The organism is Streptosporangium roseum DSM 43021 (assembly GCF_000024865.1).
Lineage (GTDB): Bacteria > Actinomycetota > Actinomycetes > Streptosporangiales > Streptosporangiaceae > Streptosporangium > Streptosporangium roseum.
Genome location: NC_013595.1, coordinates 6,004,058 through 6,029,388, shown reverse-complemented (window position 1 = coordinate 6,029,388; position 25,331 = coordinate 6,004,058). Strand labels below are relative to the sequence as shown.

At 71.9% G+C, this 25,331-nt stretch carries 24 protein-coding genes and 1 pseudogene; 9 read left to right on the top strand and 16 right to left on the bottom strand.

From position 1 onward, the window contains the following. Positions 1–62: 62 nt before the first annotated feature. The 10 genes from SROS_RS26545 to SROS_RS26500 all read right to left on the bottom strand — a co-directional run bounded on the left by SROS_RS26545 (position 63) and on the right by SROS_RS26500 (position 9,216). Complete coding sequence (locus SROS_RS26545) at positions 63–722, bottom strand: SDR family oxidoreductase (RefSeq protein WP_012892003.1); 660 nt, start codon at positions 720–722, stop codon at positions 63–65. Positions 723–913: 191 nt separating this feature from the next. Further along, positions 914–1,735, bottom strand: coding sequence for an isocitrate lyase/PEP mutase family protein (locus SROS_RS26540; RefSeq protein WP_012892002.1), 822 nt, complete (start codon positions 1,733–1,735; stop codon positions 914–916). 457 nt (positions 1,736–2,192) lie between these two features. Further along, complete coding sequence (locus tag SROS_RS26535) at positions 2,193–2,537, bottom strand: RNA polymerase-binding protein RbpA (protein WP_012892001.1); 345 nt, start codon at positions 2,535–2,537, stop codon at positions 2,193–2,195. A gap of 147 nt (positions 2,538–2,684) precedes the next feature. Beyond that, a complete protein-coding gene (locus tag SROS_RS26530; protein ID WP_012892000.1) occupies positions 2,685–4,040 on the bottom strand; it encodes an MFS transporter in 1,356 nt (451 codons plus the stop codon). A 43-nt stretch (positions 4,041–4,083) separates the two neighbouring features. Continuing rightward, positions 4,084–4,881 (bottom strand): glycerophosphodiester phosphodiesterase family protein, encoded by a 798-nt coding sequence (locus SROS_RS26525; RefSeq protein WP_012891999.1) that lies wholly within the window; start codon positions 4,879–4,881, stop codon positions 4,084–4,086. An 80-nt stretch (positions 4,882–4,961) separates the two neighbouring features. Next, positions 4,962–5,522, bottom strand: coding sequence for an RNA methyltransferase (locus tag SROS_RS26520; RefSeq protein WP_012891998.1), 561 nt, complete (start codon positions 5,520–5,522; stop codon positions 4,962–4,964). Positions 5,523–5,610: 88 nt separating this feature from the next. Then, the gene (locus SROS_RS26515; RefSeq protein WP_043656746.1) at positions 5,611–6,222 is read right to left on the bottom strand and encodes a class I SAM-dependent methyltransferase; all 612 of its coding nucleotides are present in this window, start codon (positions 6,220–6,222) and stop codon (positions 5,611–5,613) included. Positions 6,223–6,254: 32 nt separating this feature from the next. After that, a complete protein-coding gene (locus SROS_RS26510) occupies positions 6,255–7,202 on the bottom strand; it encodes a VWA domain-containing protein (protein WP_012891996.1) in 948 nt (315 codons plus the stop codon). Then, positions 7,199–8,215: a DUF58 domain-containing protein gene (locus SROS_RS26505; RefSeq protein ID WP_012891995.1), complete on the bottom strand. Its 1,017-nt coding sequence runs from the start codon at positions 8,213–8,215 to the stop codon at positions 7,199–7,201. The genes SROS_RS26510 and SROS_RS26505 overlap by 4 nt, the downstream gene beginning before the upstream one ends. After that, entirely contained in the window at positions 8,212–9,216 is a 1,005-nt protein-coding gene (locus tag SROS_RS26500; RefSeq protein WP_012891994.1) for an AAA family ATPase, read from the bottom strand. The genes SROS_RS26505 and SROS_RS26500 overlap by 4 nt, the downstream gene beginning before the upstream one ends. Positions 9,217–9,342: 126 nt before the next feature. On the opposite strand from SROS_RS26500, the gene SROS_RS26495 reads away from it, so the two are divergent. After that, positions 9,343–10,107, top strand: a complete 765-nt coding sequence (locus SROS_RS26495) for a hypothetical protein (RefSeq protein ID WP_012891993.1) — start codon at positions 9,343–9,345, stop codon at positions 10,105–10,107. 110 nt (positions 10,108–10,217) lie between these two features. On the opposite strand, the gene SROS_RS26490 is transcribed toward SROS_RS26495, so the two are convergent. Further along, positions 10,218–10,859, bottom strand: a complete 642-nt coding sequence (locus SROS_RS26490; RefSeq protein ID WP_012891992.1) for a response regulator transcription factor — start codon at positions 10,857–10,859, stop codon at positions 10,218–10,220. A 113-nt stretch (positions 10,860–10,972) separates the two neighbouring features. On the opposite strand from SROS_RS26490, the gene SROS_RS26485 reads away from it, so the two are divergent. The 4 genes from SROS_RS26485 to SROS_RS26470 all read left to right on the top strand — a co-directional run bounded on the left by SROS_RS26485 (position 10,973) and on the right by SROS_RS26470 (position 15,400). Next, positions 10,973–11,365: a ChaB family protein gene (locus tag SROS_RS26485; protein ID WP_012891991.1), complete on the top strand. Its 393-nt coding sequence runs from the start codon at positions 10,973–10,975 to the stop codon at positions 11,363–11,365. A 292-nt stretch (positions 11,366–11,657) separates the two neighbouring features. After that, positions 11,658–13,316: a catalase gene (locus tag SROS_RS26480; protein ID WP_012891990.1), complete on the top strand. Its 1,659-nt coding sequence runs from the start codon at positions 11,658–11,660 to the stop codon at positions 13,314–13,316. Between the two features lie 257 nt (positions 13,317–13,573). Continuing rightward, positions 13,574–14,989, top strand: a complete 1,416-nt coding sequence (locus tag SROS_RS26475) for a DUF2254 family protein (RefSeq protein WP_043653001.1) — start codon at positions 13,574–13,576, stop codon at positions 14,987–14,989. Positions 14,990–15,127: 138 nt separating this feature from the next. After that, complete coding sequence (locus tag SROS_RS26470) at positions 15,128–15,400, top strand: WhiB family transcriptional regulator (RefSeq protein ID WP_012891987.1); 273 nt, start codon at positions 15,128–15,130, stop codon at positions 15,398–15,400. Positions 15,401–15,548: 148 nt separating this feature from the next. Here SROS_RS26470 and SROS_RS26465 read toward each other — a convergent pair whose 3' ends face one another. The 3 genes from SROS_RS26465 to SROS_RS26455 all read right to left on the bottom strand — a co-directional run bounded on the left by SROS_RS26465 (position 15,549) and on the right by SROS_RS26455 (position 19,944). Further along, a complete protein-coding gene (locus SROS_RS26465) occupies positions 15,549–16,514 on the bottom strand; it encodes a DUF72 domain-containing protein (RefSeq protein WP_012891986.1) in 966 nt (321 codons plus the stop codon). Between the two features lie 171 nt (positions 16,515–16,685). Continuing rightward, positions 16,686–18,758: a catalase gene (locus SROS_RS26460; RefSeq protein WP_012891985.1), complete on the bottom strand. Its 2,073-nt coding sequence runs from the start codon at positions 18,756–18,758 to the stop codon at positions 16,686–16,688. 136 nt (positions 18,759–18,894) lie between these two features. Then, entirely contained in the window at positions 18,895–19,944 is a 1,050-nt protein-coding gene (locus SROS_RS26455) for an NAD-dependent epimerase/dehydratase family protein (protein ID WP_012891984.1), read from the bottom strand. A 536-nt stretch (positions 19,945–20,480) separates the two neighbouring features. Here SROS_RS26455 and SROS_RS51195 point away from each other — a divergent pair. Then, positions 20,481–21,329: a hypothetical protein gene (locus tag SROS_RS51195; protein ID WP_169369389.1), complete on the top strand. Its 849-nt coding sequence runs from the start codon at positions 20,481–20,483 to the stop codon at positions 21,327–21,329. 254 nt (positions 21,330–21,583) lie between these two features. Here SROS_RS51195 and SROS_RS26440 read toward each other — a convergent pair. Then, a pseudogene (locus SROS_RS26440) lies at positions 21,584–22,561 on the bottom strand (RNA polymerase sigma factor); the annotation flags it as partial. A gap of 259 nt (positions 22,562–22,820) precedes the next feature. Here SROS_RS26440 and SROS_RS46220 point away from each other — a divergent pair. Continuing rightward, a complete protein-coding gene (locus SROS_RS46220; protein ID WP_052317048.1) occupies positions 22,821–23,030 on the top strand; it encodes a hypothetical protein in 210 nt (69 codons plus the stop codon). Positions 23,031–23,074: 44 nt separating this feature from the next. Here the strand turns inward: SROS_RS46220 and SROS_RS26430 are convergent, their stop codons facing one another. Then, positions 23,075–23,584, bottom strand: a complete 510-nt coding sequence (locus tag SROS_RS26430; protein ID WP_012891981.1) for a MarR family winged helix-turn-helix transcriptional regulator — start codon at positions 23,582–23,584, stop codon at positions 23,075–23,077. 95 nt (positions 23,585–23,679) lie between these two features. On the opposite strand from SROS_RS26430, the gene SROS_RS26425 reads away from it, so the two are divergent. Both SROS_RS26425 and SROS_RS26420 read left to right on the top strand, forming a co-directional pair. After that, positions 23,680–24,345 carry an FMN-dependent NADH-azoreductase gene (locus SROS_RS26425; protein WP_012891980.1) on the top strand — a complete coding sequence of 222 codons (666 nt, stop codon included), beginning with the start codon at positions 23,680–23,682 and terminating at the stop codon, positions 24,343–24,345. 62 nt (positions 24,346–24,407) lie between these two features. Next, a complete protein-coding gene (locus SROS_RS26420; RefSeq protein WP_012891979.1) occupies positions 24,408–25,196 on the top strand; it encodes an SDR family NAD(P)-dependent oxidoreductase in 789 nt (262 codons plus the stop codon). Positions 25,197–25,331: the final 135 nt, after the last annotated feature.

The following is a 25,331-nucleotide window of genomic DNA, read 5'->3' as shown; positions in this document are numbered from 1 at the left end:
GGTCCGCTCCTCGCCGTTCCGGGCGCCGTGACGAGCGGGAGGCATCCGCCTGTGACCCGCGCTCATGAGCCCAGGGACCGGACAGCCGTCTCGATGGGGATGTCGCCGCTGATGAGCTCCAGGGTGCGGTGGTGGCCCGCGGAGGTGTCCAGCAGCGCGGTGATCACCGCGGCGACGTCGTCGCGAGGCACCTGACCCGGAGGCACCGGCGGATCGGAGAGAGTGACCAGAGCCGTTCCGGGAGCGTCGGTCAGAGCTCCGGGGCGGAGTATCGTCCAGTCCAGGTCGCGGCCGCGCAGGTCGTCCTCCGCCTCGGTCTTGGCCGTGATGTAGGCCGCCCAGACCTCGTCGCCGCCCGGCTCCGGCGGCTTGCCTGCACCCATGGACGAGATCTGGACGAACCGGCGGACCCCGGCGCGCTCGGCCGCGTCGGCCAGCAGGACCGAGGCCCCGCGGTCGACGGTGACCTTGCGGGCCGCGCCGCTGTTCGGCCCCGCCCCGGCGGCGAACACCACCGCGTCGGCCCCGTCCAGATGAGCGGCCACCTCCTCCACCGAGGCCTGCTCCAGATCGCACAGGACGGCCCGAGCTCCGGTGACCCGGATGTCCGGCTCGTGCTCGGGCCTGCGGATCAGCCCGACCGGCTCGTCGCCACGTCCGGCGAGCAGCCGCTCCAGCCGCAGAGCGATCTTCCCGTGTCCACCCGCGATGACTATTCGCATGTCAGTCCCCCTCGGATGATCCTCGCACGGGCCTGCGGCCCGCGTCCCGGAGGGACACGGCCCGGCGTCGCCCGGCTCGCACCGGCCGGGAGGCGGGACGCCCTTTCCGGTGCGGGCGTTTCCCTCAGCCGCAGCCGCGCCGCCCCGTCCTTGCGGCCTGGAGGGGGCGGGGAGCGGTGCCGCGGCGCGCCTCAGCGGGTGGGGTCCTCCGGCGGGTACGGGCTCCGACCGGCCCGGATCGCCGCGGCCATCCGGGCCGTGTGGGCCTGGGCGGCCCGGTGCAGGCCGGGGCCGAAGCTCACGCGGGCCACTCCGATCGCGGCCAGTTCCCCGAGTGACGGAGTGCCGGGCCGGAACAGGATGTTGATCGGGCCGTCGATCTCCTCGGCCAGCGCCCGGATCTCGCCGGCCCCGGTGGCGAAGATCGGGTACACGCAGTCGGCGCCGGCCCGCAAGTAGCGGCGGCCGCGCCGGGCGGCCTCGGCGAGCCTCTCGGCGGGGGTCCCCTCGCCGTGCAGGTAGGTGTCGACCCGCGCGTTGATCACCAGGTCGATACCCGCCTCGGCGGTGGCGGCGCGGACCGCCGCCAGGAAGGCGGCCTGCTCGTCGGCGTCGATCATCTCACCCGTACGGGGGTCGGAGTCCTCCAGGTTGCAGCCGACCGCGCCGGTGGCGGCGAGCCGCTCCACCAGCTCCGCCGGCTCCAGCCCGTAGCCGCGCTCCAGGTCGGCGGTGACGGGGACGCCGGCCACCCGGACGATCCGGCCGACCGCGGCCAGCATCTCCTCGACCGGCGCGGCCTGTCCGTCGTCGTAGCCGAGCGCGGCGGCGACCGCGGCGCTGCCGGTGGCGAGCGCGGGGAACCCGGCCGCCTCGATGGTGCGGGCCGAGGCGGCGTCCCAGATGTTGGGCAGCACCAGGGGGGTGCCCGGCACGTGCAGTGCCCGGAGCGCCGCCGCTCGCTGCGCGGCTGTCGGGTCCGTCGTGTCACCGGTGCCGGTCTCCGTCGTCATGGCACGACTCTAGAGGGCCGGTGGACCGGCTTTAAGGTCCAACAAGGGGTTGATCCGCTGGGCCACATTTTCCGGGGTTGCGTCCACGGACGTGGTGTACGGGTTCCGCCGGTGGCGGACGAGGGTAGCGGCGCCCGTTCACCTCCGCTCCGGCTCAGGGAGCGTCCATCTGTGCGGTGCCGTACGGGGTGGAAGGTCAAAGGCGCAGCGAGGGTGACTCCACCCACCCTCGCTGCGCCTTTGACCTTCCACCCCGACGTAGCCGCGCCGTTCGACGGCGATCAACCCCGACGCCACGCCCGGCCCCGGCCTCACCGTCGGCCCCGGCCCCGGCAGCGGAGACTTGTACACCACGCCACTGGACGTGGCCCCTCCCGGGAGTCCGACGGCCCTCACACGCCCTCGAACGGAGGAGACCCCCGGCCCCCTGTCGGGGGCCGGGGGTCTCCCGAGCCGGTCAGGCGCTCTTGCGGCGCTGGGCGCGTAGGATCGCCAAGCGCTCGTTGAGCACTTCCTCCAGGTCTTCGATCGTGCGGCGCTCCAGCAGCATGTCCCAGTGTGTCCGCGGGGGCTTGGCCTTCTTGGCCTCCGGCAGCTCGCCGTCGACCCGGATGGCGGTCGCGCCGCACATACGACACTCCCAGGTCGCCGGGATCTCGGCCTCAGCGGCGAGCGGAACGTCGAATCGATGGCCCTTCGGGCAGGTGTAGGACACCTCCTGGCGCGGGGCCAGATCGGTGTTGCGGTCGTTCTCGTAGCTGGTCGCCCCGAGTCGGGTACCGCGTAGCGCACGCTCGCCCATGTCTGAATGCCTCCTGAGGGCCCCGTCGTGAGGGGTTCGTCTCCCACGGCGTACAACGCTTGATACCGTGTGTGGATTCCCACACATGGGGTGATCCAATCGCGCCTTCTTGACCCGGTCTGCGATAGGGCCCTTTCGGAGACGTTCTCAGACGCGGTCCGGCACCTCGTTTCCGGCGGCCCGGATGGCTCTGGGCAGGTTGACGGCGGCCAGCAGGACGAAGCCGATCACGAAGAAGATCATCAGTGAGATGATGCCGAGGCGGTAGCTGTCGGTCAGCTGGAGCGCCAGGGCGAGGGTGAAGGAGCCGAGGAACGTCGAGCCCTTGTCGCTGATCTCGTACAGGCTGTAATATTCCGCCTCCTTGCCCGCCGGGATCACGTGCGAGTACAGCGAGCGCGACAGGGCCTGGGTGCCGCCCATCACGATCGCGATGGCGAAGCCGAGCGCGAAGAACGCCGGTGCCGAGCCCTTGGGCAGGAAGTAGGCCACCCCCACCACGGCCGTCCAGCCGACCAGCGCGCCCATCACGACGCGTTTGGCCCCGTAGGAGGCGGCGAGGCGGCCCAGCAGCAGGGCGCCGCCGAAGGCGACGAACTGCACCATCAGGATCGCCCCGATCTGCACGCTCTGGTCCAGTTCGAGCTCCTTGTCGGCGTAGGTGGCCGAGAAGGAGATGACGGTCTGCACGCCGTCGTTGTAGATCAGGTAGGCGACCAGGAACCCCAGCGTCAGCGGGTAGCGGCGCAGCTCCACGATCGTACGGCCGAGCTGCCGGAAGGACCCGGCGACGGCCTGCCCGGTGCTCTCGGAGACCGAGGCGAGCGTGCGCCGGTTGCGCAGCCGCAGCAGCGGGATGATCGTGAACCCGGCCCACCACAGACCGGCCGAGGACAGGGCGATGCGCACGGCCTGGCCCTCGGTGACGCCGAAGGACTCGTGGCCCAGGAAGAGAGCCAGGTTGACGGCCAGCAGCAGGCCGCCGCCGAGATAGCCGAAACCCCAGCCCTGGGCGGAGACCTTGTCGCGCTCGTCCGGCGTGGAGATCTCCGGCAGGAACGAGTTGTAGATGACGAACGCGGACGCGAACGCGGTGCTGGCTGTCACGAACAGCGCGCCGCCCAGCAGGTAGCGCCCGTCGGACAGGAACCAGAAGCACATCGTGGCCCCGGCGCCCAGATAGGCGAACAGGCCCATGAGCTCCTTCTTGCGGCCGGTGTGGTCGGCCAGGGCTCCGGCGATGGGCATCAGGATGATCTGCAGGATGGCCGCGGTGCCCACCACGAAGGAGTAGTAGGCGCTGGGCCGTACGTCGAACCAGAGCACGTCCACATACGGGCGGCCCTGGGCGGCGGTCTCGGCGATCGTCGTCAGATACGGGCCGAGGAAGACCGTCAGGACCGTGGTGGGGAAGGCGGAGTTCGCCCAGTCGTAGAAGTACCAGCCGCGCTGCTCGCGCCGGCGGGCCTGGGGGGAGTCCTCGACGACCTGTTCGACGGCCATGGGCGATCCTCGGTTCGCTGGGGGGATTTCTCGGGGGTGGGGCTCACGCGGCGAGCCGGCCGGGGTGCCACTGGCCGCGTGCCTCCAGAACCTCGCGGAGGCCGGAGATGTTGTCGGTCATCACGCCGTCCACGCCGAGGTCGAGCACGCGCTCCATCACCCGGGTGTCGTTGACGGTCCACACGTGGATCTGCATGCCGAGGGCGTGTGCCGTACGGACCAGGGAGGCCGTGGTGACGCGCAGGCCGCGGAAGCCCAGCGGCACCTGCGCGCACGGCACCCCGGCGCGGGCCAGGCGGGTGAGCAGGCGGCCGTAGCCGGAGGTGGCCGCGGCGGCCCGCAGGGCCGCGACGCCGCGCGGCCCGAGCGAGGAGCAGACCTCACGGCCGATCGCGGCGCGGGCGCGGGTCAGCCGCTCGTCGGAGAAGGAGGTGAGGCAGATCCTGTCGTAGGAGTTGGTCCGCCTGACCGCCTCGGCCAGCGGCGCGATGGCCGAGGCCTCCTTGACGTCGATGTTGAAGCGCGCCTGCGGCCAGGAGCCCAGCAGGTCGTCCATGAGCGGGATCTCCTCCACACCGCCGATCCGCGCCTCGCGCACCACCCGGTAGGGCAGGTCGGCGATCCGGCCGCGCCGGTCGGTCACCCGGTCGAGGGTGTGGTCGTGGAAGGCCAGCAGCACCCCGTCGGCGGTGGCGTGCGCATCGGTCTCCAGGTAGGTGTAGCCGAGCTCCACGGCGCGCGCGAACGCGGCATGGGTGTTCTCCCGGCCCTCGGCCGCCCCGCCCCGGTGGGCGAAGGCGAGCGGGCCGGGATGATCGAGGAAGGGATAACGGCGCTGCACGTGCAGGAGTATGCCCGGTATGAGCGCGGCTCGTCATCGCGGGCGGGTGAACGTTTGGGTCACGGGAGCCCGCGAGGCGCTCATTCGCCGTCCGGGGCCTCCTTGCCGGACCATTCCCGGCGGCGGGCCTCGGCCAGCGCTATCGCGGTCGCGACCGCGACGTTGAACGAGCCCACCCGGCCGACCTGCGGGATGTAGCAGACGCCGTCGGCGGCCTCCAGCAGCGCCGGTGAGCAGCCGTGGTCCTCGCTGCCCACGACCAGGCACACGTCGCCGCCGAGCTCCGCCGCGTGCAGCGGCGCCGCGTCTCCGGTCAGCTCCACCGCGACGACGGTGAACCCGTCCGCCTTGGCGGCCCGTACGGCCTCCACCGCGGGGACCGGCTCCTCCCAGGCCACCAGCCGGTCGGTGCCCAGGGCGGTCTTCTGCGCCTTGGGGTTGGTCGGGGGAGTGGCGTTGCCCGCCAGCCAGATCCGCTCCACCCCGAAGGCGGCGGCCGTGCGGAAGATGGAACCGATGTTGAACGGACCGGTCACCGACTCCACGATCAGGGCGAGCCGGCCCTCGGTGTTCCGGCGCCAGGTGCGGTTGAGGCGCTTGACGTCGGTCGGCCGCAGCTGCCTGCGCGGGTTTGCAATCATCGTTCGTTCACCGTTTCTCGTCCGTTCCGCGGGAGGCCCGTGCCTCGCCCGCCGTTCTTCTGGCTGCGCCCGGCCCGCCGGGCAGGGGTCACCGGTCCGGTTCGCCGGGCCGGGCCTGGACCTGGAGGACCCGGTAGGAGGACCGGGAGGCCGTGCGGGTCGTGGGCCAGCCCTGCTCGTTCAGCCAGCGCTGCAGGGAGTCGGACCCCAGGTGCTTCTGCACCACCAGGTAGGCGACGCCGTCCGGGGTGAGCCGGGACAGCCAGCGGGTCAGCATCTCGTGCAGCGCGGCCTTGCCGATGCGGATCGCCGGGTTGGACCAGATGGTCCGGTAGCGGATCTCCGGCGGGACCTCGTCGACGTGCACTGACCTTACTTTGTCAAGGGCGGCGGCCCGCGCGTTCCTGGCGCACAGCTCGACCGAGCGGCGGTTGACGTCGACCGCCCAGACCGTGGCCCCGGGAGCGCGCGAGGCCATCGTCAGCGCGATCGGCCCGTATCCGCAGCCCAGGTCCAGCAGGTCGCCCTCGGCCGGGGGAGGGGGCACCGTCTCCAGCAGGATCCGGGTGCCCTGGTCGACCCGCTCGGGGGAGAAGACCCCGCTGTCGGTCTCCAGTTTCAGGTGAAGGTCGGGGAGCACGAGCGTGACCGAGCCGGGACGGCTGGCGGTCTCGGGACGCTCCTCGAAGTAATGTGCCACGTCGTAGAACGTTACCAATGGGCGGGACCGGCTCAGGGCAGCCGCGACCCCAGCAGCAGGCCGGCCACGGCGACCAGCAGGCCGGTCAGCAGCGCCGCCACCACGAACCACTGGCTGATCTCCTGGTGGACCGTCCGGTAGCCGAGCGAGGTGCCGATCTGCTCGTAGACCTCCCGGAGCTGGCTGCCCGACTCCGCCTCGTAGGCCCGGCCCGAGGTGCCCTCCGACAGGGTCTGCAGGGTGGCCTTGTTCACCGGTACGTTCACGTCGCGGCCGTCGATCGAGACGGTGCCCTCCTGGGTGCCGTAGGCGATCGTGGAGATCGGTACGCGCGCGCTCATCGCCGCGTCGACGGCCTCGGCGACCGACCGGCCGGAGGTGTTGTCCCCGTCGGACAGCAGCACGATCGCGGCGGGCGGCGGATCGGTGACCGCCTGCTGGTCGAAGGAGCGGACGGCGTCGAGGGAGTTGAACACCGCCTCGCCGATGGCGGTGCCCGCCCGGGTGGTCAGGTTGCCCAACGAGGCGGACACCGCCTGGTGGTCGGTGGTCGGGGAGACCACGACCGAGGCGGAGCGGGCGAAGGCGACCACGCCGACGTTGAAGCGTTCCGGCAGGTCCTCGACGAACTTCTGGGCGGCCTCCTTGGCGGCGGTGATCCGGTTGGGCTGGACGTCGGCGGCCTCCATCGACAGCGAGATGTCCAGCGCGATGATGATGGTCGCGCGGTCACGGGGGACCCGGACCGAGTCGGCCGGCCGGGCCGCCCCGATGATCAGCAGGCTCATCATCAGCAGGAACAGGGCCGGGGCCACGTGCCGGCGCCAGCCGGGCCCCGAGGGGGCCACCAGCGCCAGCAGCGGCAGGTTGGTGAAGCGCACCGCGTAGCGCCGCCGGGCGAACTGGGCGGCCACGTAGCCCGCCACGACCAGGGCGAGCGCGGCGAACAGCCACAGCAGGGCCGGAGAGAGGAAGGTCACCGCGTCACTCCTGGGGTCGGGTGCCGGTGCGTCAGGTGTGCCATGCGCCGCTGCCGCAGCACGAACTGGGCGATGTCGAAGATCCAGTCGCGGTCGGTGCGCAGCACCAGGTGCGCCACCCCGCACCGGCGCATCGCCATGGCGGTCGTGGCCCGCTGCGCCGCGGCCGCCTCGGCGTAGGCCGCGCGCACCTTGGAGGTGAGCTGGATCCGGCGGCTCCGCCCGGTCTCCGGGTCGGTCAGGTTGACCAGCCCCACCGGCGGCAGCTCCAGCTCACGCGGGTCGATCACCTCGATGGCCAGCACCTGGTGGCGGGCGGCCAGGCGGCGGATCGGCCGCTCCCAGGGCAGCTCCAGGCCGGGGTCGAGGCTGGGCTCGGCGTCCAGGAAGTCGGAGACGATCACGCGCAGGCCCCGCCGCCGCCTGGCCGAGGCGAGCACCTCGATCGCCTCGGCCAGGTCGGGGGCACCGGCGACGGGACGGCCCCGAGGGGCCTCCATCAGCGAGTGCAGCAGGCCGTACAGGGCCGGACGGCCGCCCCTGGCGGGCATCCGGTGGACGTACTCGTCGTGCAGCACGTACGTGCCGAAGCGGTTGCCGATCCGGCCGGTCAGGAAGCCGACCGCGCCCAGCGCGGCCACCACCAGGTCCCGCTTCTCCATCTGGGCGGTGCCGAAGTCCATGCTGGGCGACAGGTCGGCCAGCGCCCAGGTCTCCAGCTCCCGGTCGGCGATCAGGTCCCGCACGTGCGGGACGGTCGTGCGGGCGGTCACCGCCCAGTCCATCCGGCGGATGTCGTCCTCGCCGGGGACGTAGACCCGGCTGTCGCCGAACTCGCTGCCGGGGCCGGGCAGAAGACCCTGGTACGAGCCGTGCAGCAGCCCGTCCAGCCGGCGGACGATGGTCAGCTCCAGCCGGCGCAGCGCCTGCTCGGCCGTGGCCACCGGCACGCCTCCGCGGCCGGTCGCCGGGGGGCCCGCTCCCACGCCGCCCGGGGCGGCACGGCGGCTCATCGGGGGCCCTGGTTCCACACCACCAGGGGCGGCGGCACGACGGCCAGGATCTGCCGGACCACGTCCTCGGGGTCGATCCCGTCGGCCAGCGCGTCGAAGGTGAGCATCAGCCGATGGGACATCACGTCCACGGCCACGTCGCGGATGTCGTCGGGGAGCAGGTAGTCGCGGCCCCGCAGCAGGGCCAGGCCGCGTCCGGCGGCGACCAGGCCGAGCGTGGCGCGGGGGCTGACCCCGATCTCGATGTTCTCCTCCAGCTCGGTCATGCCGTACTCGCCGGGGGAGCGGGTGGCCATCACCAGCCGGACCACGTAGTCGGCGACGAGCTGGTGGACCGAGACCTGATCGGCCATGGCCTGCAGCGCGGTCAGCCGCGCGGGGTCGAGCACCGTCCTGGGAGCGGGAGGGGTCACGCTCATCCGGTGCAGGATCTCCAGCTCCTCGTGGGCGCTGGGATGGGTGACGCGGATCTTGAAGAGGAACCGGTCGCGCTGGACCTCCGGGAGCGGGTAGACGCCCTCGGACTCGATCGGGTTCTGGGTGGCCAGCACGATGAACGGCCTGGGCAGCGGATGGGTCTTGCCGGCCAGGGAGACCTGCCGCTCGGCCATGACCTCCAGCAGCGCGGACTGCACCTTCGCCGGGGCGCGGTTGATCTCGTCGGCGAGCAGGAAGTTGACGAACACCGGGCCGAGCTCGACGTCGAACGCCTCGCGGGAGGGATGGTAGACCCGGGTGCCCACGATGTCGCTGGGGACCAGGTCGGGGGTGAACTGGATGCGGGCGAAGGCGCCCCCCACCACGGTGGCCAGCGTGGAGGCGGCGAGGGTCTTGGCGACACCCGGCACGCCCTCAAGCAGGCAGTGGCCCCGGGCGAGGAGCGCCACGAGCAGCCGTTCCACCATGTGCTCCTGGCCCACGATGACCCGCCGGACCTCGGCCAGGGCCTCACGCAGCAGTCCGGTGTCGGTCTCGCTCGGCAGTTCTTCGGCGACGGTCATGTTGATATTCCACCAAACGAAATGCGGGGCCGCACAACCGGCCGACTGCGTATTTCCAGTTAGTACCCACCCGCGTTTCGTGTCAGCACCCACACGGACGCCGCGCGATCGTCGCCATGTGCTTTCATGGCAGGCGTGGCCAGTCCGCTCCAGTACGGTGACCCGCCCCATCTGGGGCCCTTCGTTCTGCAGGCCCGCCTGCGGGTGGGGCCCGCGGGGCTGGTCTACCTCGGGCAGGGCTCCGACGGCCGGGCGGTTTCGGTCGCGGTGCTGACCAAGGGCGCCGCGCTCGACCCGGCGGCCCGCGACCGGTTCGTCACCGGGATCCAGGAGGCGGCGGCCAGCCGTTCGGGTGTGCGGGGCTGGATGGCCAGGGCGACGCGCGGCCGGACCGCGGTGGCCGACACGGCACCCCAGGTGCTGGCCATGGACGGCGGGAGCGCGCCGTGGGTGGCCACGCCGTACGAGCCGGACCGGGCGGGGGCCGAGCGCTTCCTGGAGCCGGTGCTGGTGCGCGGCACGCTCATCGGCGAGCAGCACGGCCCGGACTTCGCGCCGCACTGGGTCAGTGACCGCTCGCCCGCCCTGCCCGCCCCGCCCAAAGGGGCGCCGCCGCCCGTCGAGACCCGCCGATCGGTGATCATCGCCGGGGTCGTGCTGACCGTGCTGCTGGTGACGCTGGCCGTGATGGCCTGGCTGCTGCTCCGCCGCGACGAGGAGGTCCAGCCGCCGCCCAAGCCGTTGCCGCCGACGATGTTCGTGCCGACCCCGCCCCCGGTCCCGGCGTCGCCGGAGCCGGGGGAGCCCACCACGTCGCCGTCTCCCGGGCGGAGCGGCACGGGGACTCCCGGTCCGAGGCCGGGCGAGGAGGACGACGGCTCGCCCATCTAGGGCGGGGTCTCGGGGGAGGAGGCCGGGGCAGGGGAGGGCGCTCTCGCCGTGGGGTGGAGGCACCTCGGCGACGCGGTCCCGGGAATCAGGGGCTCCGAGGCGTGCCCGTCTCAGCCCGGGGAGACGAAGCCCGATTCGTAGGCGGTGATGACGGCCCGGGTGCGGTCGCGCGCCTCCAGCTTGGCCAGCACGTTGCCCACGTGGGTCTTCACCGTCTCCATGCTGATGACCAGCTCGCCGGCGATCTCCCCGTTGGACAGGCCGCGGGTCATCAGGCGCAGCACGTCGGCCTCGCGCGAGGTCAGCCGGTCGATGCCGGGGACGGCCCGGACGGCCTCGCGCCGCGCGGCCAGGGCGCGGATGGCGGCGGGGAAGAGCAGGGAGTCGCCGGCGGCCACCGTCCGGATCGCCTGGACCAGCTCGGCGGGGCGGGTGCGCTTGAGCAGGAAGCCGCTCGCCCCGGCCCGGAGCGCCTCGTAGACGTAGTCGTCGTTCTCGAAGGTGGTGACCACCACGACCTTGGGCGGCTCGGGCAGCGAGGCCAGCCGGCGGGTGGCCTGGATGCCGTCCACGGCCGGCATCCGCACATCCATCAGCACCACGTCCGGCCGGTGCTCGCGCACCACCGGCACGACGGCCGCGCCGTCCGCGGCCTCGCCCACCACGGTGAGATCGGGCTCGGAGTCGATGATGATCCTCAGGCCCGCACGGATCAGGTCCTCGTCGTCGGCGATCACCACGCGCAGCGTCATGACCACGACCCTACAGAGGACCGGGGAGGGCCGTGAGCGGTGCCGGAGCGCCGTGACATGAATCGTGACCGCATGGGCATGGGCCTGGGAGAAGCGAGAGAGGTGATCTGAAGATGCCGGCACGACAAGAGCTCCCGTCGACCCTGCAGCGCTCCTCCAAGAAGGCGCGGGACACCTGGATCAAGGCCCATGACTCCGCGGTGAAGACCTACGGCGAGGGGCAGCGGGCCCACCGCACGGCCTTCGCCGCGCTGAAGCACTCCTTCGAGAAGGTCGGCGACCACTGGGAGCCGAAGGCCGGGAAGGGGCCCTCCGACGCTCAGGCGGCCAGGAGCACCCCGAAGCGGGGCAAGACGGCCGAGGGGGTCGACGCCAACGCGTCCAAGCAGCACCTGTACGACGTGGCCAGGCGGCTGGGCGTCGAGGGGCGGTCCACTATGACCAAGGACCAGCTCGTCGAGGCCCTCAAGAAGGCCAACCGGAGGGCCACGGCCAGGGCCCGCTGACCCGTGGTCTGCCAGGTCCCGCCGACCCGCGGCCCCGCGGCCCCGCGGCCCCGCGGTCCCGCTGACCCGTCAGGTCCCGCCGACCCGCGGCCCTGCTGACCCGTGACCCGTCAGGTCCCGCCGACCCGCGGCCCGTCCGGGCGCGGGCAGGAGGCCGTTCATGTGACCTTCCCTCTTGCGGAGATTCTTTTCCTTTAGTGCTATAAGCCGCCTTTTGTCGGATATGGAACCCCCGTGTGCCGACAGGATTCGGTACGCCGGAAATGATCGCCGCAAGGAGGGAAGCGTCATCATGACGGACGTGTCGAGCAGGGGACAGCAGCCGGGTGACGAGCGGCCGGTGCTGACCAACCGGCAGGGGCACCAGGTCTACGACAACCAGAACCAGCGTACGGTCGGCGCGCGAGGCCCGGCCACGCTGGAGAACTACCAGTTCCTGGAGAAGATCAGCCACTTCGACCGGGAGCGGATCCCCGAGCGGGTGGTGCACGCCCGCGGGGCGACGTCCTACGGGTACTTCGAGGCCTACGGCAAGCTGGGTGACGAGCCGATCGCCCGCTACACCAGGGCGAAGCTGTTCCAGGAGGCGGGCAAGCGGACCGACCTGGCCATACGCTTCTCGACCGTGATCGGCGGCAGGGACTCCTCCGAGGCGGCGCGCGACCCCCGCGGGTTCGCGGTGAAGTTCTACACCGAGGACGGCAACTGGGACCTCGTCGGCAACAACCTGGCCGTCTTCTTCATCAGGGACGCCATCAAGTTCCCCGACGTGATCCACGCGCTCAAGCCCGACCCGGTGACCTTCCGGCAGGAGCCCAACCGGATCTTCGACTTCATGTCGCAGACGCCGGAGAGCATGCACATGCTGGTCAACCTGTTCAGCCCGCGCGGCATCCCCGCCGACTACCGCCACATGCAGGGATTCGGCGTCAACACCTACAAGTGGGTGAACCAGGAGGGTGAGACGCACCTGGTGAAATACCACTGGATGCCCAAGCAGGGCGTGCGGAGCATGACCGCCGCCGACGCGGCCGCCGTACAGGGCCAGGAGCTGGGGCACGCCACCAAGGACCTGCGTGAGGCGATCGACCGCGGGGAGTTCCCCGAGTGGGAGCTCCTGGTGCAGATCATGACGGACGAGGAGCACCCCGAGCTGGACTTCGACCCGCTGGACGACACCAAGGTGTGGCCGGAGAACGAGTTCCCCGCGCTGCCGGTCGGCCGGATGGTCCTGGACCGGAACGTGGCCAACAACTTCGCCGAGAACGAGCAGATCTCCTTCGGCACCGGCGTCCTGGTCGACGGGCTCGACTTCTCCGACGACAAGATGCTGGTGGGCCGGACGTTCTCCTACAGCGACACCCAGCGCCACCGGGTGGGGCCCAACTACCTGCAGCTCCCGGTCAACCAGGCCAAGCACGCCGAGGTGCGCACCAACCAGCGCGACGGCCAGATGACCTACCACGTCGACGACCAGGGGGAGAGCCCGCACATCAACTACGAGCCGTCCCTGATCGGGGGGCTGCGCGAGGGGCACTACCCCACCCACGACGAGCAGGGGCCGGTCCTCTCCGGGCGCCTGACCCGCAAGCGCATCCCGAGGACCGACGACTACACCCAGGCCGGCCAGCGCTACCTGCTGATGGAGCAGTGGGAACGCGACGACCTCGTGCTCAACCTCGTCACCCTCCTGTCCCAGGCCGAGCGCCCCGTCCAGGAGCGCATGGTCTGGCACTTCCTGATGGCCGAGGACGAGCTCGGGCTGCGGGTCGGGGAGGGGCTCGGGATCGGCCCGGAGGACGTCGCCCACCTCGAACCGCTGGCGAGCCAGGAGCTGGACGACAAGGAGCGTGAGCGGCTGTCCAACCTGGGGAAGAACGGGCCGCGCGACGTGACCGGCCTGAAGATGACCCACTGCGTCCCCGACGAGCGGGCGCAGCCGGCCGCGTGACGGCTGGCCGCCCTCCAGGAGGGTTCCGGGGACGCGGCGAAGGCGCCGCGTCCCCGTCGCCCGCATCCGCGCCGGCCTCGGGGGCGCCGCGCCGCGGATGATCGGGGAGGCGGGCCTCACGACGGTGGCCGGCGCCGCGCCCGGGCGGCAGGAGGACGGCGGAACGGCGCCGCGCCCCGGCGGCGGGATGATCGTTTGCTCCGCAGACTCCGGGGTAATGGTCTGCGATGTCTGAAATATCCGATCTTCAGCGCCTTGTGCCTGCCCAGCAGGATCTCCGGATCCGCTGGCGGCTGTCCGCGGCGGAGTTCCTGTTCACGCCGTTGCTCATGGTGCTCGGATCCGTGGGGCTGGCGGTGGGCGCCATCTTCGCCGACGTCTCCTCCTCGGAGTGGTCCGACGGCGTCAGGACGGTCTTCCTGCGGCTGTTCCCGCACGACAACCTGATCAAGATGCTGAGCGTGATCGCCACGGGCCTGGTGACGGTGACCACCCTCACCCTGTCGGCGCTGCTGGTGGCGATCTCCCACACCGCGACGTCGGTCGCGCCGGTGGTGTTCGACCAGTTCCTGCGGCGCAGGGCCAACCAGGCCTATTTCGGATACGTCGCCGGCTGTGCCACCTACACCTACCTCGTGATGGCCGTCTCGCGGCCCGAGTGGGCCGGGGTGGGGGCGCTCCTGGCGGTGGCGCTGGCCGCCGGAGCGCTCGTCCTGCTGGTGTTCATGGGATATCTCATGATCGACCAGATGCGCCCCACCTCCGTGGTCCGCTCGATCCAGGAGCTGGCCTACCAGGCCCGGATGCGCCAGATGCCCCTGCTGGCCCGTTGCCGCGCGAGGACGCTGCTGGAGGAGGAGCCGACCTCGGTGACCACCCGCGCCACGGGATACGTGATCGACATCAGCACGGCCCGCCTGGAGTCGCTGCTGGCCGATACCGGGGACAGGGTCGAGGTCGCCTTCCAGGTGCGGATCGGCGACCTGCTCGCCTACGGCGACACCGTCGCCCGGATCCGCGGCGGGAGCCCCGAGGAGCGCGGCAGGATCGCCGGCAAGGTCCTCACCTGCGTCACGATCGACCGGGCCCGCAACGCCGACGTCGACCCCGACCACGCCATCGAGCAGCTCGGCAACGTCGCCTGGGCGGCCACCTCCACCCGGCAGAACCCCGACGTGGCGCTGGCCGCGGTCGGCGCCCTGCGCGACCTGTCCGCCCGCTGGGCCGCCGCGGGCGTCCCCGACGCCGCGGTGTACGGCAGGCCGCTGCCGGTGGTCTACGACGACGCCGTGCAGCGGCGCATCGTGGCCGCGCTGATCGACCTGGTGGTCGTCAGCGCCTCCTCGCGGCAGCACCAGACGTGCGCCGTGGCCCTGTCGACGCTGGCGGACATCCTGCCCCAGCTGCCGGAGCGCGACAAGGACGTCGCGGTGAAGAGCCTGCGGCGGGCGCTGCCCGCGACGCTCTCCCACGTGGCGAGCGTGGAGATGGGGCGCGGCCTGGCCAAGCTGCGCGCCGCGCTCGACGCGATCGGCCACGAGGACATGGCCGGCCAGGTCCGTGACATGGGGCCCCGGCTGGTCAGGGAGAGCGGGCTGAACGAGGAGGACGACCTGATCGACCACCTCGACGAGACCGAGATCACCGGCCCGCGGTCCTTCCGGTTCCGCTGAGGCCGGGAGCACCGTGAAAACCGAGGTCAAGGCCCTGTGATTTTTCATCCGAAAAGGTATGAATGGGTTTTCTGCGGGCACCCGATCCAGAAGTTGAGCCGCCCACCGTCAGCTTCTCCACGTTCATTGGACCCGCCTATGTCTATCCAGGGCACCGTCATTCCCATCATCCACTGGTCCCGCCGCTCCTCCTGCCTCACCGAGGACCCCGAGCTCTTCTTCCCCGTGTCCTCCGAGGGGCCCGGCCGAGAACAGTACGAGCAGGCCAAATCCGTCTGCCGCCGCTGCCCCGTACGGCTGCGCTGCCTGGACTACGCCCTGAACACCCACCAGATGTACGGCGTGTGGGGTGGCACCACCCCCGACGAGCGCAGAGCCGCCATGGCGGCGTCCAGGCGCAGGGCGCGGTGACCGCCGGGCGGGGGGCAGGCGAACACCGGGAGGCGACGTCACCGGCCCGCGACGCGCCCCTGCCGGACGGATCCATCCCGCGGGGCCGTCCCCGCCGGCAGGGGCTCCGCCGCCAGGGGGTCGTCCCGTGGACCGGGCGCCCGTCCCGTCAATCGGGAGGCCGCTCCGCCTCCGGGTCGCCGAGGAGGACGGCGAGCCGTTCGGCGTTGCGCTGCGAGTTGTCCCCGCAGCAGTTGTTCAGGAGCACGTGGGTCGTCGAGGCCCGGCCGGCGAGTTCGCGGATCCTGACCGCCCACCGCCTGAGCTCGGCCTCCGAGTACAGATAGGCGAAGCGTTCCTCGATCTTCTTGCTGGTCCACTTGTCGGAGTGGCCGTGCAGGCGGACCACGGCGAGGTCGGAGGTCGCGGCCAGGATCGGCGGGATCGACGACGGGTGCCCCTGCGGCATGTCGACGCAGACGTAGGGGATGTCGTGCGAGGCGAGGAAGTCGAGGGTCTCGGCGCGGCTCTCCTCCGCCATCCAGGTGTGGTTGCGGAACTCGACGCAGACGCGCATGGGCCTGCAGCGTCGCGCGCATTCGAGGATGTAGCGCCGGTTGGCCCGCCCGATCGGGAACCACGGCGGGAACTGGAAGAGCACCACCCCCAGCTTCCCCGCCTCGTGCAACGGCCTGAGCGCGCCGAGGAACCGCTGCCAGACCTCCTCGGCGATCTCCGTACCGACGTCGCGCAGGTAGACCGTCCGCTTCGGCGTGCCGAGCCTGTCCCGCAGGTCCTTGTAGAGGGACTCCGGCCGGGTGGGGTGGTCGGTCAGCAGGGAGAAGGCCTTGATGTTGAAGGTGAAGTCCCGCGGGGTGCGGTCACGCCAGGCCTCCACGGTGCGCTGCGCCGGCGGGTGGTAGTAGGTGGCGTCCACCTCCACGATCGGGAACCGCGACGCGTAGTAGGCCAGGCGGGCGGCCGGGGTGGACACGTCGTCGGGATACCAGCCCGAGTCCAGCAGGGACCTGTCCGTCCACGAGGCCGTGCCGACGAGGATCCTTTTCGCTCCCGGCCGTTCCTCCGTGCCCCCGGCCGTCCGGGTGACCCCCTCCAGTGAGAGCTGCGTTGTCATGCCCGCCTCCTGCCCTGCCCCGGCGCCTCCTCACCTGGGTGACGGGGCGCCGGGAGCGGCGGTGAGGGGACGCCGGCCGGGATCGGGCCCCACCGGCCGGGTCCACCGCTCACGCCGGCCTGGACCGGCTCCCATCCGCTCGCGTCGACCGTGAGCACCGGCTCCCACCGCTCACGCCGGTATCCGCTTGCTGTCGCGTGCGGGATGGCGGTGCGCGGCGGCCGCCGCGGCGAAGGCCGAGGTGAAGCCCTCCAGGTCCCCCTCCGCGCCGGTGACGACCCCCGGCTCCGGCGGGGATCCGATCCGCGCGGCCTCCAGCAGCTCCGCCCCGGCGCCCAGCGCGCCGATGGCCTTGCCGTGCTTGAACGCCTCGGAGACGAAGTGCACGGCGTCGCCGTCCTCGCTCAGCGCCCGCACGCTCGCCTCCCCGCCGGGCACCACCACGGCGTCGTAGAGCACCGAGGCCACGGTGTTCAGCGCGCGGGTCACCGGGACCTGCTCGCCGCCCGCGCCCCGTACGGCGCCGTCCCGCGCCGCCAGCACCTCGCACACCGCTCCCTCGGTGGTGAGGGCCGTCCGCACGCCCTCCACCTGGGCGGCGTCGACGCCGTCGGCGGCGAGAATGGCGATCTTCCTGGTCGCGACGGTCTGCACCGGGTCGTGGTCCTGGCTGAGGGCCGGGGAGCCGTGGCCGTGGTTGGGGACGGCGGCCCCGGCGGGCGGCTCCACGCCGACGCCCTCGGCGACCATGACGGCCAGGTCGTGGTCGACCTGGTTGAGGTTGCGGACCACCCCCTCGCGGATGTGGAGGTGGACCACCTTGCCGAGTTCGAAGCGGAAGGCCGCGACGATGTGCTCCTTCTCCCAGCCGGCCATGCTGTTCCAGAACAGGGTGGCCTGGCTGTAGTGGTCGCCGAAGCTCTCGCTGCGCTTGCGGATCTTGTTGCCGTCCACCCGCTCCTGGTAGTGCGTGTAGGCGCCCTCACCGCCGACCGCGGGGCAGCCGCCGCCCAGGGAGTTGGGGTGGTAGCTCGCCTGTCCCTGCGGGATGGTCATCTGGTGGTAGCCGTCGCGATGGTGGTTGCGCACCTCGGCCACCGGCCGGTTGATCGGGATCTGCGGGAAGTTGGGCCCGCCGAGCCTGATCAGCTGGGTGTCCAGATAGGAGAACAGCCGGGCCTGCAGCAGCGGGTCGTTGGTGAAGTCGATGCCGGGCACGACGTTGCCGAGATGGAAGGCGATCTGCTCGGTCTCGGCGAAGAAGTTGTCGGGGTTGCGGTCGAGCACCAGGCGCCCGACCGGCCGCACCGGCACCTGCTCCTCCGGGATGATCTTCGTGGCGTCCAGGAGGTCGAAGTCGAAGGCGTGCTCGTCCTCCTCGGGCACGAGCTGGACGCCGAGCTCCCACTCGGGGAAGTCGCCGCTCTCGATCGCCTCCCACAGGTCCCTGCGGTTGAAGTCGGGGTCCTTGCCGGCGATCTTCTGGGTCTCGTCCCAGACGAGCGAGTGGATGCCGAGCTTGGGCCTCCAGTGGAACTTCACGAAGGTGCCCCGGCCCTCGGCGTTGACGAGGCGGAAGGTGTGCACCCCGAAGCCCTGCATCATCCGGTAGCTGCGGGGCAGTGCCCGGTCCGACATCAGCCACATCATCATGTGGGTGGTCTCGGGCTGGAGCTGCACGAAGTCCCACAGCGTGTCGTGCGCCGAGGAGGCCTGCGGGATCTCGTTGTGCGGCTCGGGCTTCACCGCGTGCACGAAGTCGGGGAACTTGATGCCGTCCTGGATGAAGAAGACCGGCATGTTGTTGCCCACCAGGTCGAAGTTGCCCTCCGGGGTGTAGAACTTGACGGCGAAGCCGCGCACGTCGCGCACGGTGTCGGCGGAGCCGCGCGATCCGGCCACCGTGGAGAAGCGGGTGAAGACCGGCGTCCGCAGCCCCGGCGTGGTGAGGAACCGCGCCGCCGTGAAGGCCGCCAGCGAGTCGTCGTGGACCTCGAAGTAGCCGTGGGCTCCCGCGCCGCGGGCGTGCACCACCCGTTCGGGGATCCGCTCGTGATCGAAGTGGGTGATCTTCTCCCGGAAGTGGAAGTCCTCCATCAGCGTCGGACCCCGCTCGCCCACCTTGAGCGAGTTGTCGGTGTCGTCCACCCGGATGCCCTGATCGGTGGTCAGGGCGGTGTCCTGGAAGCCGACCCGGGCCTCGTCGAGCTGCCGGTCCTTGTCCGTGCGGTTGTCGGCGGTCATGGGTCCTCCTGTTGGTCGTCGGGCCGGAGATGCCTCGACGCAGGACGGCTATACCCGGCCCGTATCGGCACAACGGGATGGCGGAGATGTCTTCCCCGCTCTTTACGGTCGTTTTCCCTGCCGCGTCTTCCGGTTCCTACGGCCGGCCTCCGACCCCGCTCGCCAGCTCACCGGCCCGCGCGGGACCGCCGGCGCCGGGCGACAGGGGCGGGGTGTCCATGCCCGCGGAGGTGCGCAGGCCCTCCAGCAGCTCCTTCAGGGCGTCGACCGCCGTACGGCGCGGCTGCCAGCCGAGCTCGGTACGGGCACGGGTGACATCCATGATCGGCAGCTTGAGCACCAGGTCGACCAGGCCGGGCGCGGCGGGGATCAGACGCATGTGCCAGGCCAGGGCGGCGGCACTCCTGAGCATCCAGCCGGAGACGGGCACCAGGCGGGCGCCGAGCAGCTCGGCCAGTACGGACGGTTCGATCACGGGATCGGCGGCGATGTTGAAGGCGCCCGACACCGGCCGGGTGACCGCCAGGCGGTAGGCCTCGCCGACGTCCTCGGCGTGGACCGCCTGGAACTTGAGCCCGGGGGTGTCGGGGACGATGGGGATCATGCTCGGCCGTACCAGCCGCTGGGGCACGAACGGGCCCCCGAACAGCCGGCGCTGCTCGGTCGCCGCCTCCCGCTTGAAGATGAAGCCCGGCCGCAGCCGCACGACCCGGGTGTCGGGGTGGTCCCGCTCGAACACGTCGAGCACGCGTTCCACGTACGCCTTCTCCCGGCCGTAGGCGGCCCCCGGCCAGCCGTGGGTGGGCCAGTCCTCGGTGACCGGCCGGTCCTTCGGGCCGGGGGAGTAGGCGCCCACCGACGAGGCGTGGACCACCACGGGGACGTTGTGCCGCGCGGCGGCCTCGAAGACCCGCGTGCTGCCCAGGACGTTGGTCCGCCAGGTCGTCACCGGGTCGCGCGTGGGCTGGAACAGCCACGCCAGGTGCACCACCGCGTCGGCGCCGGCGAGATACGGCTCCAGGTCGCCGGTGCCGACGTCCACGGCGTGCCAGGTGGTCCTGTCCGGCCGCCAGTCCGGCAGCCGCCGGGCCAGGCCCACGACGGAGGTGATGTTCTGGTCGGACACGAGGGCGGACACCACGCTCGTGCCCACGTTCCCGGTCGCCCCGACGACTACTACGCGCATGTGTACCGCCTGCCCGCGGGGAGAGGGCCGAACCGCCGTCGGCCATGGCTTTGCCGTACGGTGCCGGAGATCTGCTGCTGTCCTGAGCTTTCGGGCGATGACCGGCGGTCTGCGCGGCAGGCGGAGAGGGCGGCGATGCGGGCCCTCGCGGGGCGGGCCTCCGCCGTGGCGGCCCCCGCTGCCCGCTCCGGCCGGCGGCCGGCGGTCGCCGCCCGACGTCCGGATGCCCGGATGCCGGCCTCCGGGCGGCTGGCGGTGGGCTCCGTCCCGGCCTCCCGGCCGGGACCGTACCGCCCGCACCGGATTTTCTCCCGGCGTGGATCACCGGGGTGAGCTGGTGGAAGGCGGCGGCACGCAAGGGCGGGCCGCCGGGCGGCCGCATGGGCCGTGCGGAAGGGGGCAGGCTTCGGATGCCCGTTGGAAGATCGTTGCGACGGAGCCGTCGTGATCATCATCCGCGGCGGGGCGGGTGAGCGACAAGCTCGTACCGTCTCAGGCCGGCGGGCGTTCAATCGGGACACCTCAGACGGGAGGACATGGTGACACCAACCAACCGTGACAAGCCGAACGAACAGGAGCCGATCGGAGCGGGCGGACCACGCCGGGGCGTTCAGCGGCCGCTGACCGTCGCCGCGGCCGTGGTGCTGCTGACGTCGGGTGGCATCGGGATGGCCGCGGCGTCGGCGGCGACGCCCGCGCCACCACCGGCGGCGACGCCCACCCCGACGCAGACGATCAGCGAGACGCCCACGGTGACCCCTACGGCGACCCCCACCGAGACACCGACCGAGACCCCCACCCCGACCGAGACCCCCGCCCCGACCCCCACGGCGCTGCCCACCGTGCATCCCCTGGAGCTCACCGGCGCGGTGCACGGCGAGTTCCTGGCGGGGACGGAGGACCCGTGCGTGTTCGTCACGGTGTTCGCCCAGACGGGTGAGGCGACCGCCGTGACCGAAGGAACGATCACCGTGCGGAGTCGCGACGGCTTCGAGCAGGCGTACACGATCACCGACGACACCCGCGTCGTCGCGGGCAAGCGCGGCAACAGCGAGGTCAGGCAGGGGGACTGGGTGGCCCTGACCTCGACGCGCGAGGGAACGACGGCCACGGCCGCCTATGTCTACGACCTGTCGCGGCAGGGCAAGAAGAACCGGCGCGGCAACGACTGGTGGCACCACCGGCAGTGGTGGCCCGGCACGGTCAAGTGGCGGCCCCCCACGCCCTGCCCCACACCGCCGCAGACCCCGACCCCGACCCCGACGGTGACCGAGACGCCCACCGTGCCACCCACCCCGACCCCGACGGAGACGCCGGCCCCGACCCCGTCCGTGACGGAAACCGTCACCCCGACCCCGACCCCAACTCCGACTCCGACCCCCTGAGCCTCTGGGCCTTTCCTCTGATCGAGGGTCGGTGCGGAACGGCCCGGCACGGCATCCCCGTGTCCGGGCCGTTTCGCGCCCCCCGGCGTGCTCCGGGTCGCTGAATCGCCCGGGCCACCGGTCATCCGCAGGAGAGCGGGCCGCCGGCCACCGGCCGGCCGGTCGTCAGAGCCCGGAGGAGACGGTCGTCGCGTCGGCGGGCAGGACCGGGACCGGCCAGGAGTCGTCTGCCCGCCGGCCGGCCCAGGAGGCTGTCATCCCAGGTAGTCGCGTAGCGCCCGGGCGCGGGCCGGGTGGCGCAGCTTGGACATGGTCTTGGACTCGATCTGGCGGATCCGCTCCCGGGTGACGCCGAACACCTTGCCGATCTCGTCCAGGGTCTTGGGCTGTCCGTCGGCCAGCCCGAACCGCAGGCGCATCACCCCGGCCTCGCGCTCGGACAACGCCTCCAGCACCGCGTGCAACTGCCGCTGCAGCAGGATGAAGGTCACCGCCTCCTCCGGCAGGATCGCCTCGGAGTCCTCGATCACGTCACCGAACTCGGCATCGCCCTCGGCGCCCAGGGGGGTGTGCAGGGAGATCGGCTCACGCCCGTACTTCTGGACCTCGGTGATCTTCTCCACCGTCATGTCCAGCTCGACGGCGAGCTCCTGCGGGCTGGGCTCGCGGCCGAGGGTGACCATCATCTGCCGCTGCACCCGGGCCACCTTGTTGATCACCTCGACCATGTGCACCGGAATCCGGATGGTGCGCCCCTGGTCGGCCAGCGCGCGGGTGACGGCCTGCTTGATCCACCAGGTGGCGTAGGTGGAGAACTTGAACCCCTTGGTGTAGTCGAACTTCTCGGCCGCGCGGATCAGGCCGAGGTTGCCCTCCTGGATCAGGTCGGCGAAGGCCATGCCGCGGCCGGTGTGGCGCTTGGCGATCGAGACGACCAGCCGGAGGTTGGCCTCCAGCAGGTGGTTCTTGGCGCGCAGGCCGTCCTCGGCCAGCCACTCCAGCTCCGCCCGCACGACCGTGGACGGCGCCTGGGCCTGCGTGCCGAGGCATTCGGCGGCGAACAGCCCGGCCTCGATGCGCCGGGCGAGCTCCACTTCCTGCTCGGCGGAGAGCAGCGCGACCTTGCCGATCCGCCGGAGGTAGTCCTTGACCGCATCGGAGCTGGCGGCCGCGGCCGCGGCACCGGAGGAGCGGTCGTCCTCGTCGTGGTCGGACAGGATCAGCACGTCGTCATCGATGGTGGTCGTCACAGTGGCGGCACCTTTCCCGGGGCGAAACCTGTGCCGATCACGGTACGTCCCCGGGGGGCGTGCTATGGTCGCCGCCGCCTTCGGGGCGCTCCCCGCCCTGGCGGAGCGGTTTCCCGAACTGCGCCCCACGCTCCAGGAGCTGGAGCGCGATCAACCACATCGTGGCCGGGATCCTGCAGCGGCTGGGAGAGCTGCTCGGCGGCCTCGGGGCCGGAACGGATCCGGCCCCGAGGCGCGGCGTGTGCGAGCCGAGCTGGACGGCCTGGCCGCCCTGCTGGAATCGCACTCCGTCTACGAGGAGAAGCAGATCGTCGCGGCCCTCAACGCGCTGAGCGTCCCGGGCTGGGACGCTTCGAGGCCCGACTCCCTGCTGACCGGCGCCGACGCCGTACCCGACCCGGGCGTCCCCGCCGGCGGAAGGCGCCGGCCCATGCCCCCGGGCCGCGGCTGAGGGCCTCCGGCGCGGCCGTGCCGAGACTGGAGGCGTCGCCGCCCTCAGGCTTGGTGCGGGGGGCAGGCGGTTCCGGGTGACTGCCCGTCCTCGACCCTCAGGATGGGAGCGCCGGCGAGATGCCGTAGCGCGTCCCTCAGCGCGGTCCGTGCCGGGACGTCGAGGTCGGCCAGCAGCCGCTCCTCGACCGCCTCGATGTCACCGCGTGCGGCCTTGAGCGCGCGGCTCCCCCGGGGGGTGACCTCGATGATGCGGGCTCTGCGGTCGGCGGGGTCCGGCCGGCGGAGAACCAGGCCGGCGCCCTCCAGCTCGTCGAGGATGAGGACCAGTTTGCTCTTGTCGACCGACACGGCCTGGGCGAGGGCGAGCTGGGTGCGGGCGGGCGCCTCGACGATCGCCATCAGCACCGTGTAGCCCCAGAGGTTCATGCCGTGCTCCCGCACCACCGCGGCCTCCGCCGTGGAGAGGCCCTGCTTCAGCCGGGCGAACAGCCAGTGCAGGTCCTCGTGCAACCAGCTGCCAGGCGGGTCGGCGGACGCGGGAGAGGTGGCCATGGCCGCATGATAGCAAGCAAAAATCTTCTTGATTTAAAACCATCTTGGTCTATATTGATTTCGAAATCAGATCATCTGGAATGAGAGGTGGTTCCGTGACGCATCTGCTGCATCTGGACGCCAGTGCGCGGAGCGGCTCGTTCTCCCGCAAGCTCGGCGAGAGCTTCGCCGCCGAGTGGAGAGCGGCCAATCCCGAAGGGACCTACACCTACCGCGACCTGGTCGCGGAACCCGTGCCGCCCGTCGACGAAGCCCGTGTCCGGCTCGCCACCCAGTCCTCCCTGAAGGGGGTGCGCGGCATCGAGGCCATGGACGAGGCGGCCGCCGCCACCTCCGAACTGGCCGCGGCCTGGGCGGCCACCCGCCCGCTGGTGGAGCAACTGCTCGCGGCGGACGTCCTGCTCGTCGGCGCCCCCATGTACAACTTCTCGGTGCCCGCCGCCCTCAAGGCATGGATCGACCGCGTGGCCCTGCCGTGGTTGCCGCTCGGGGGAAAGTCGGCCGTGATATTGAGCGCGCGCGGCGGCGCCTACGGACCGGGCACCCCCCGGGAGCCCTTCGACTTCCAGGAGCCTTACCTGCGCGCCTTCTTCTCCTCGCTCGGATTGGACGACGTGGAGTTCGTCCACACCGAGCTCACCCACGCCGGGGTCATGCCCTTCCTCGTCCAGTTCCGCGAGACGCACGAGGCGTCCCAGGCCGCGGCGCTCGACGCGGTGCACACCCTGGCCACCCGTGTGCGTGCCAGGACGCCTTCTTGAGCCCGGCCTTCATCCCGCACCGGCCGTACCCGATCAGCGAAGTCGAGAGGACAACCCGCACAATGGACACCGAACTCAGAGACCGTGTGGTCCTGGTCACCGGCGCGTCGACCGGGATCGGAGCCGCGACCGCCCGCGCCTACGGGCGGGAGGGCGCCCGGGTGGCGATCACCTACCGGAACAATCCGGACAAGGCGGAGAAGGTCGCCGCGGACGTCGAAGCCGCAGGCGGGCAGGCGCACGTCGTCCGGCTCGACCTCGAAGACCTGCCGACCATCGGCCGGGCCGCCGCGACCGTCGTCGAACGCTGGGGCGGCATCGACGTCCTCGTCGCCAACGCCGTCCGCTGGGGCGGTGACGGCCCGCCGGATCCCGGCGTCCGGTTCGAGGACGTACCGCTGCGGGAATGGGAGGCGATGATCAACGCCAACCTGGTCGGAACCGCGGCGTCGGTCCGCGCGGTCCTGCCCGGCATGCGCGCCAGGGGCTGGGGCCGCATCGTGCTGGTCTCCTCAAGTGTCGCGGAGGAGGGCCTGCCCGGGCCGGGCCCCTACGGGACCGCCAAATCGGGCCTGTACGGGCTCGCCCGCAGCCTCGCCTGGAACGGTGGCCGGGACGGGATCCTGGTCAACGTCGTGGCCCCCGGCCTCACCCTGACCGACAGCCGCCCCGGCATTCCGAGGCCCGTCACCGACGCCCTCGCCGCCGCCACGCCCAGCCGCAGGCTCTCGAACTCCGACGATGTGGCCAGGATCATCGTCTTCCTGGGCTCGGGGGCCAACGGCAACCTCACCGGTGAGGTGATCCGGGACGGTTCCGCCGCCGCACGCGCCCCGCACCTCGCCGGGTAGCGGGTCGTGGGACGCGACCACCTGAACCGGGTGGGGCGCCTCTGAGCTCGGTCGCCCCGGCGGCTACGCCGTGGGCGGCGTGCTCCGCCGGGGCGGCCGTTCTCCGAGAACGCCGGGCATTTCTCCGAGAACACC

Excerpts from the sequence above, each read along its gene's own strand:
- SROS_RS26545 (WP_012892003.1), bottom strand. The coding sequence starts at position 722 with ATGCGAATAGTCATCGCGGGTGGACACGGGAAGATCGCTCTGCGGCTG.
- SROS_RS26540 (WP_012892002.1), bottom strand. The coding sequence starts at position 1,735 with ATGACGACGGAGACCGGCACCGGTGACACGACGGACCCGACAGCCGCG.
- SROS_RS26535 (WP_012892001.1), bottom strand. The coding sequence starts at position 2,537 with ATGGGCGAGCGTGCGCTACGCGGTACCCGACTCGGGGCGACCAGCTAC.
- SROS_RS26530 (WP_012892000.1), bottom strand. The coding sequence starts at position 4,040 with ATGGCCGTCGAACAGGTCGTCGAGGACTCCCCCCAGGCCCGCCGGCGC.
- SROS_RS26520 (WP_012891998.1), bottom strand. The coding sequence starts at position 5,522 with ATGATTGCAAACCCGCGCAGGCAGCTGCGGCCGACCGACGTCAAGCGC.
- SROS_RS26505 (WP_012891995.1), bottom strand. The coding sequence starts at position 8,215 with ATGAGCCGCCGTGCCGCCCCGGGCGGCGTGGGAGCGGGCCCCCCGGCG.
- SROS_RS26500 (WP_012891994.1), bottom strand. The coding sequence starts at position 9,216 with ATGACCGTCGCCGAAGAACTGCCGAGCGAGACCGACACCGGACTGCTG.
- SROS_RS26495 (WP_012891993.1), top strand. The coding sequence starts at position 9,343 with ATGGCAGGCGTGGCCAGTCCGCTCCAGTACGGTGACCCGCCCCATCTG.
- SROS_RS26490 (WP_012891992.1), bottom strand. The coding sequence starts at position 10,859 with ATGACGCTGCGCGTGGTGATCGCCGACGACGAGGACCTGATCCGTGCG.
- SROS_RS26485 (WP_012891991.1), top strand. The coding sequence starts at position 10,973 with ATGCCGGCACGACAAGAGCTCCCGTCGACCCTGCAGCGCTCCTCCAAG.
- SROS_RS26480 (WP_012891990.1), top strand. The coding sequence starts at position 11,658 with ATGACGGACGTGTCGAGCAGGGGACAGCAGCCGGGTGACGAGCGGCCG.
- SROS_RS26470 (WP_012891987.1), top strand. The coding sequence starts at position 15,128 with ATGTCTATCCAGGGCACCGTCATTCCCATCATCCACTGGTCCCGCCGC.
- SROS_RS26465 (WP_012891986.1), bottom strand. The coding sequence starts at position 16,514 with ATGACAACGCAGCTCTCACTGGAGGGGGTCACCCGGACGGCCGGGGGC.
- SROS_RS26460 (WP_012891985.1), bottom strand. The coding sequence starts at position 18,758 with ATGACCGCCGACAACCGCACGGACAAGGACCGGCAGCTCGACGAGGCC.
- SROS_RS26455 (WP_012891984.1), bottom strand. The coding sequence starts at position 19,944 with ATGCGCGTAGTAGTCGTCGGGGCGACCGGGAACGTGGGCACGAGCGTG.
- SROS_RS51195 (WP_169369389.1), top strand. The coding sequence starts at position 20,481 with ATGGTGACACCAACCAACCGTGACAAGCCGAACGAACAGGAGCCGATC.
- SROS_RS26430 (WP_012891981.1), bottom strand. The coding sequence starts at position 23,584 with ATGGCCACCTCTCCCGCGTCCGCCGACCCGCCTGGCAGCTGGTTGCAC.
- SROS_RS26420 (WP_012891979.1), top strand. The coding sequence starts at position 24,408 with ATGGACACCGAACTCAGAGACCGTGTGGTCCTGGTCACCGGCGCGTCG.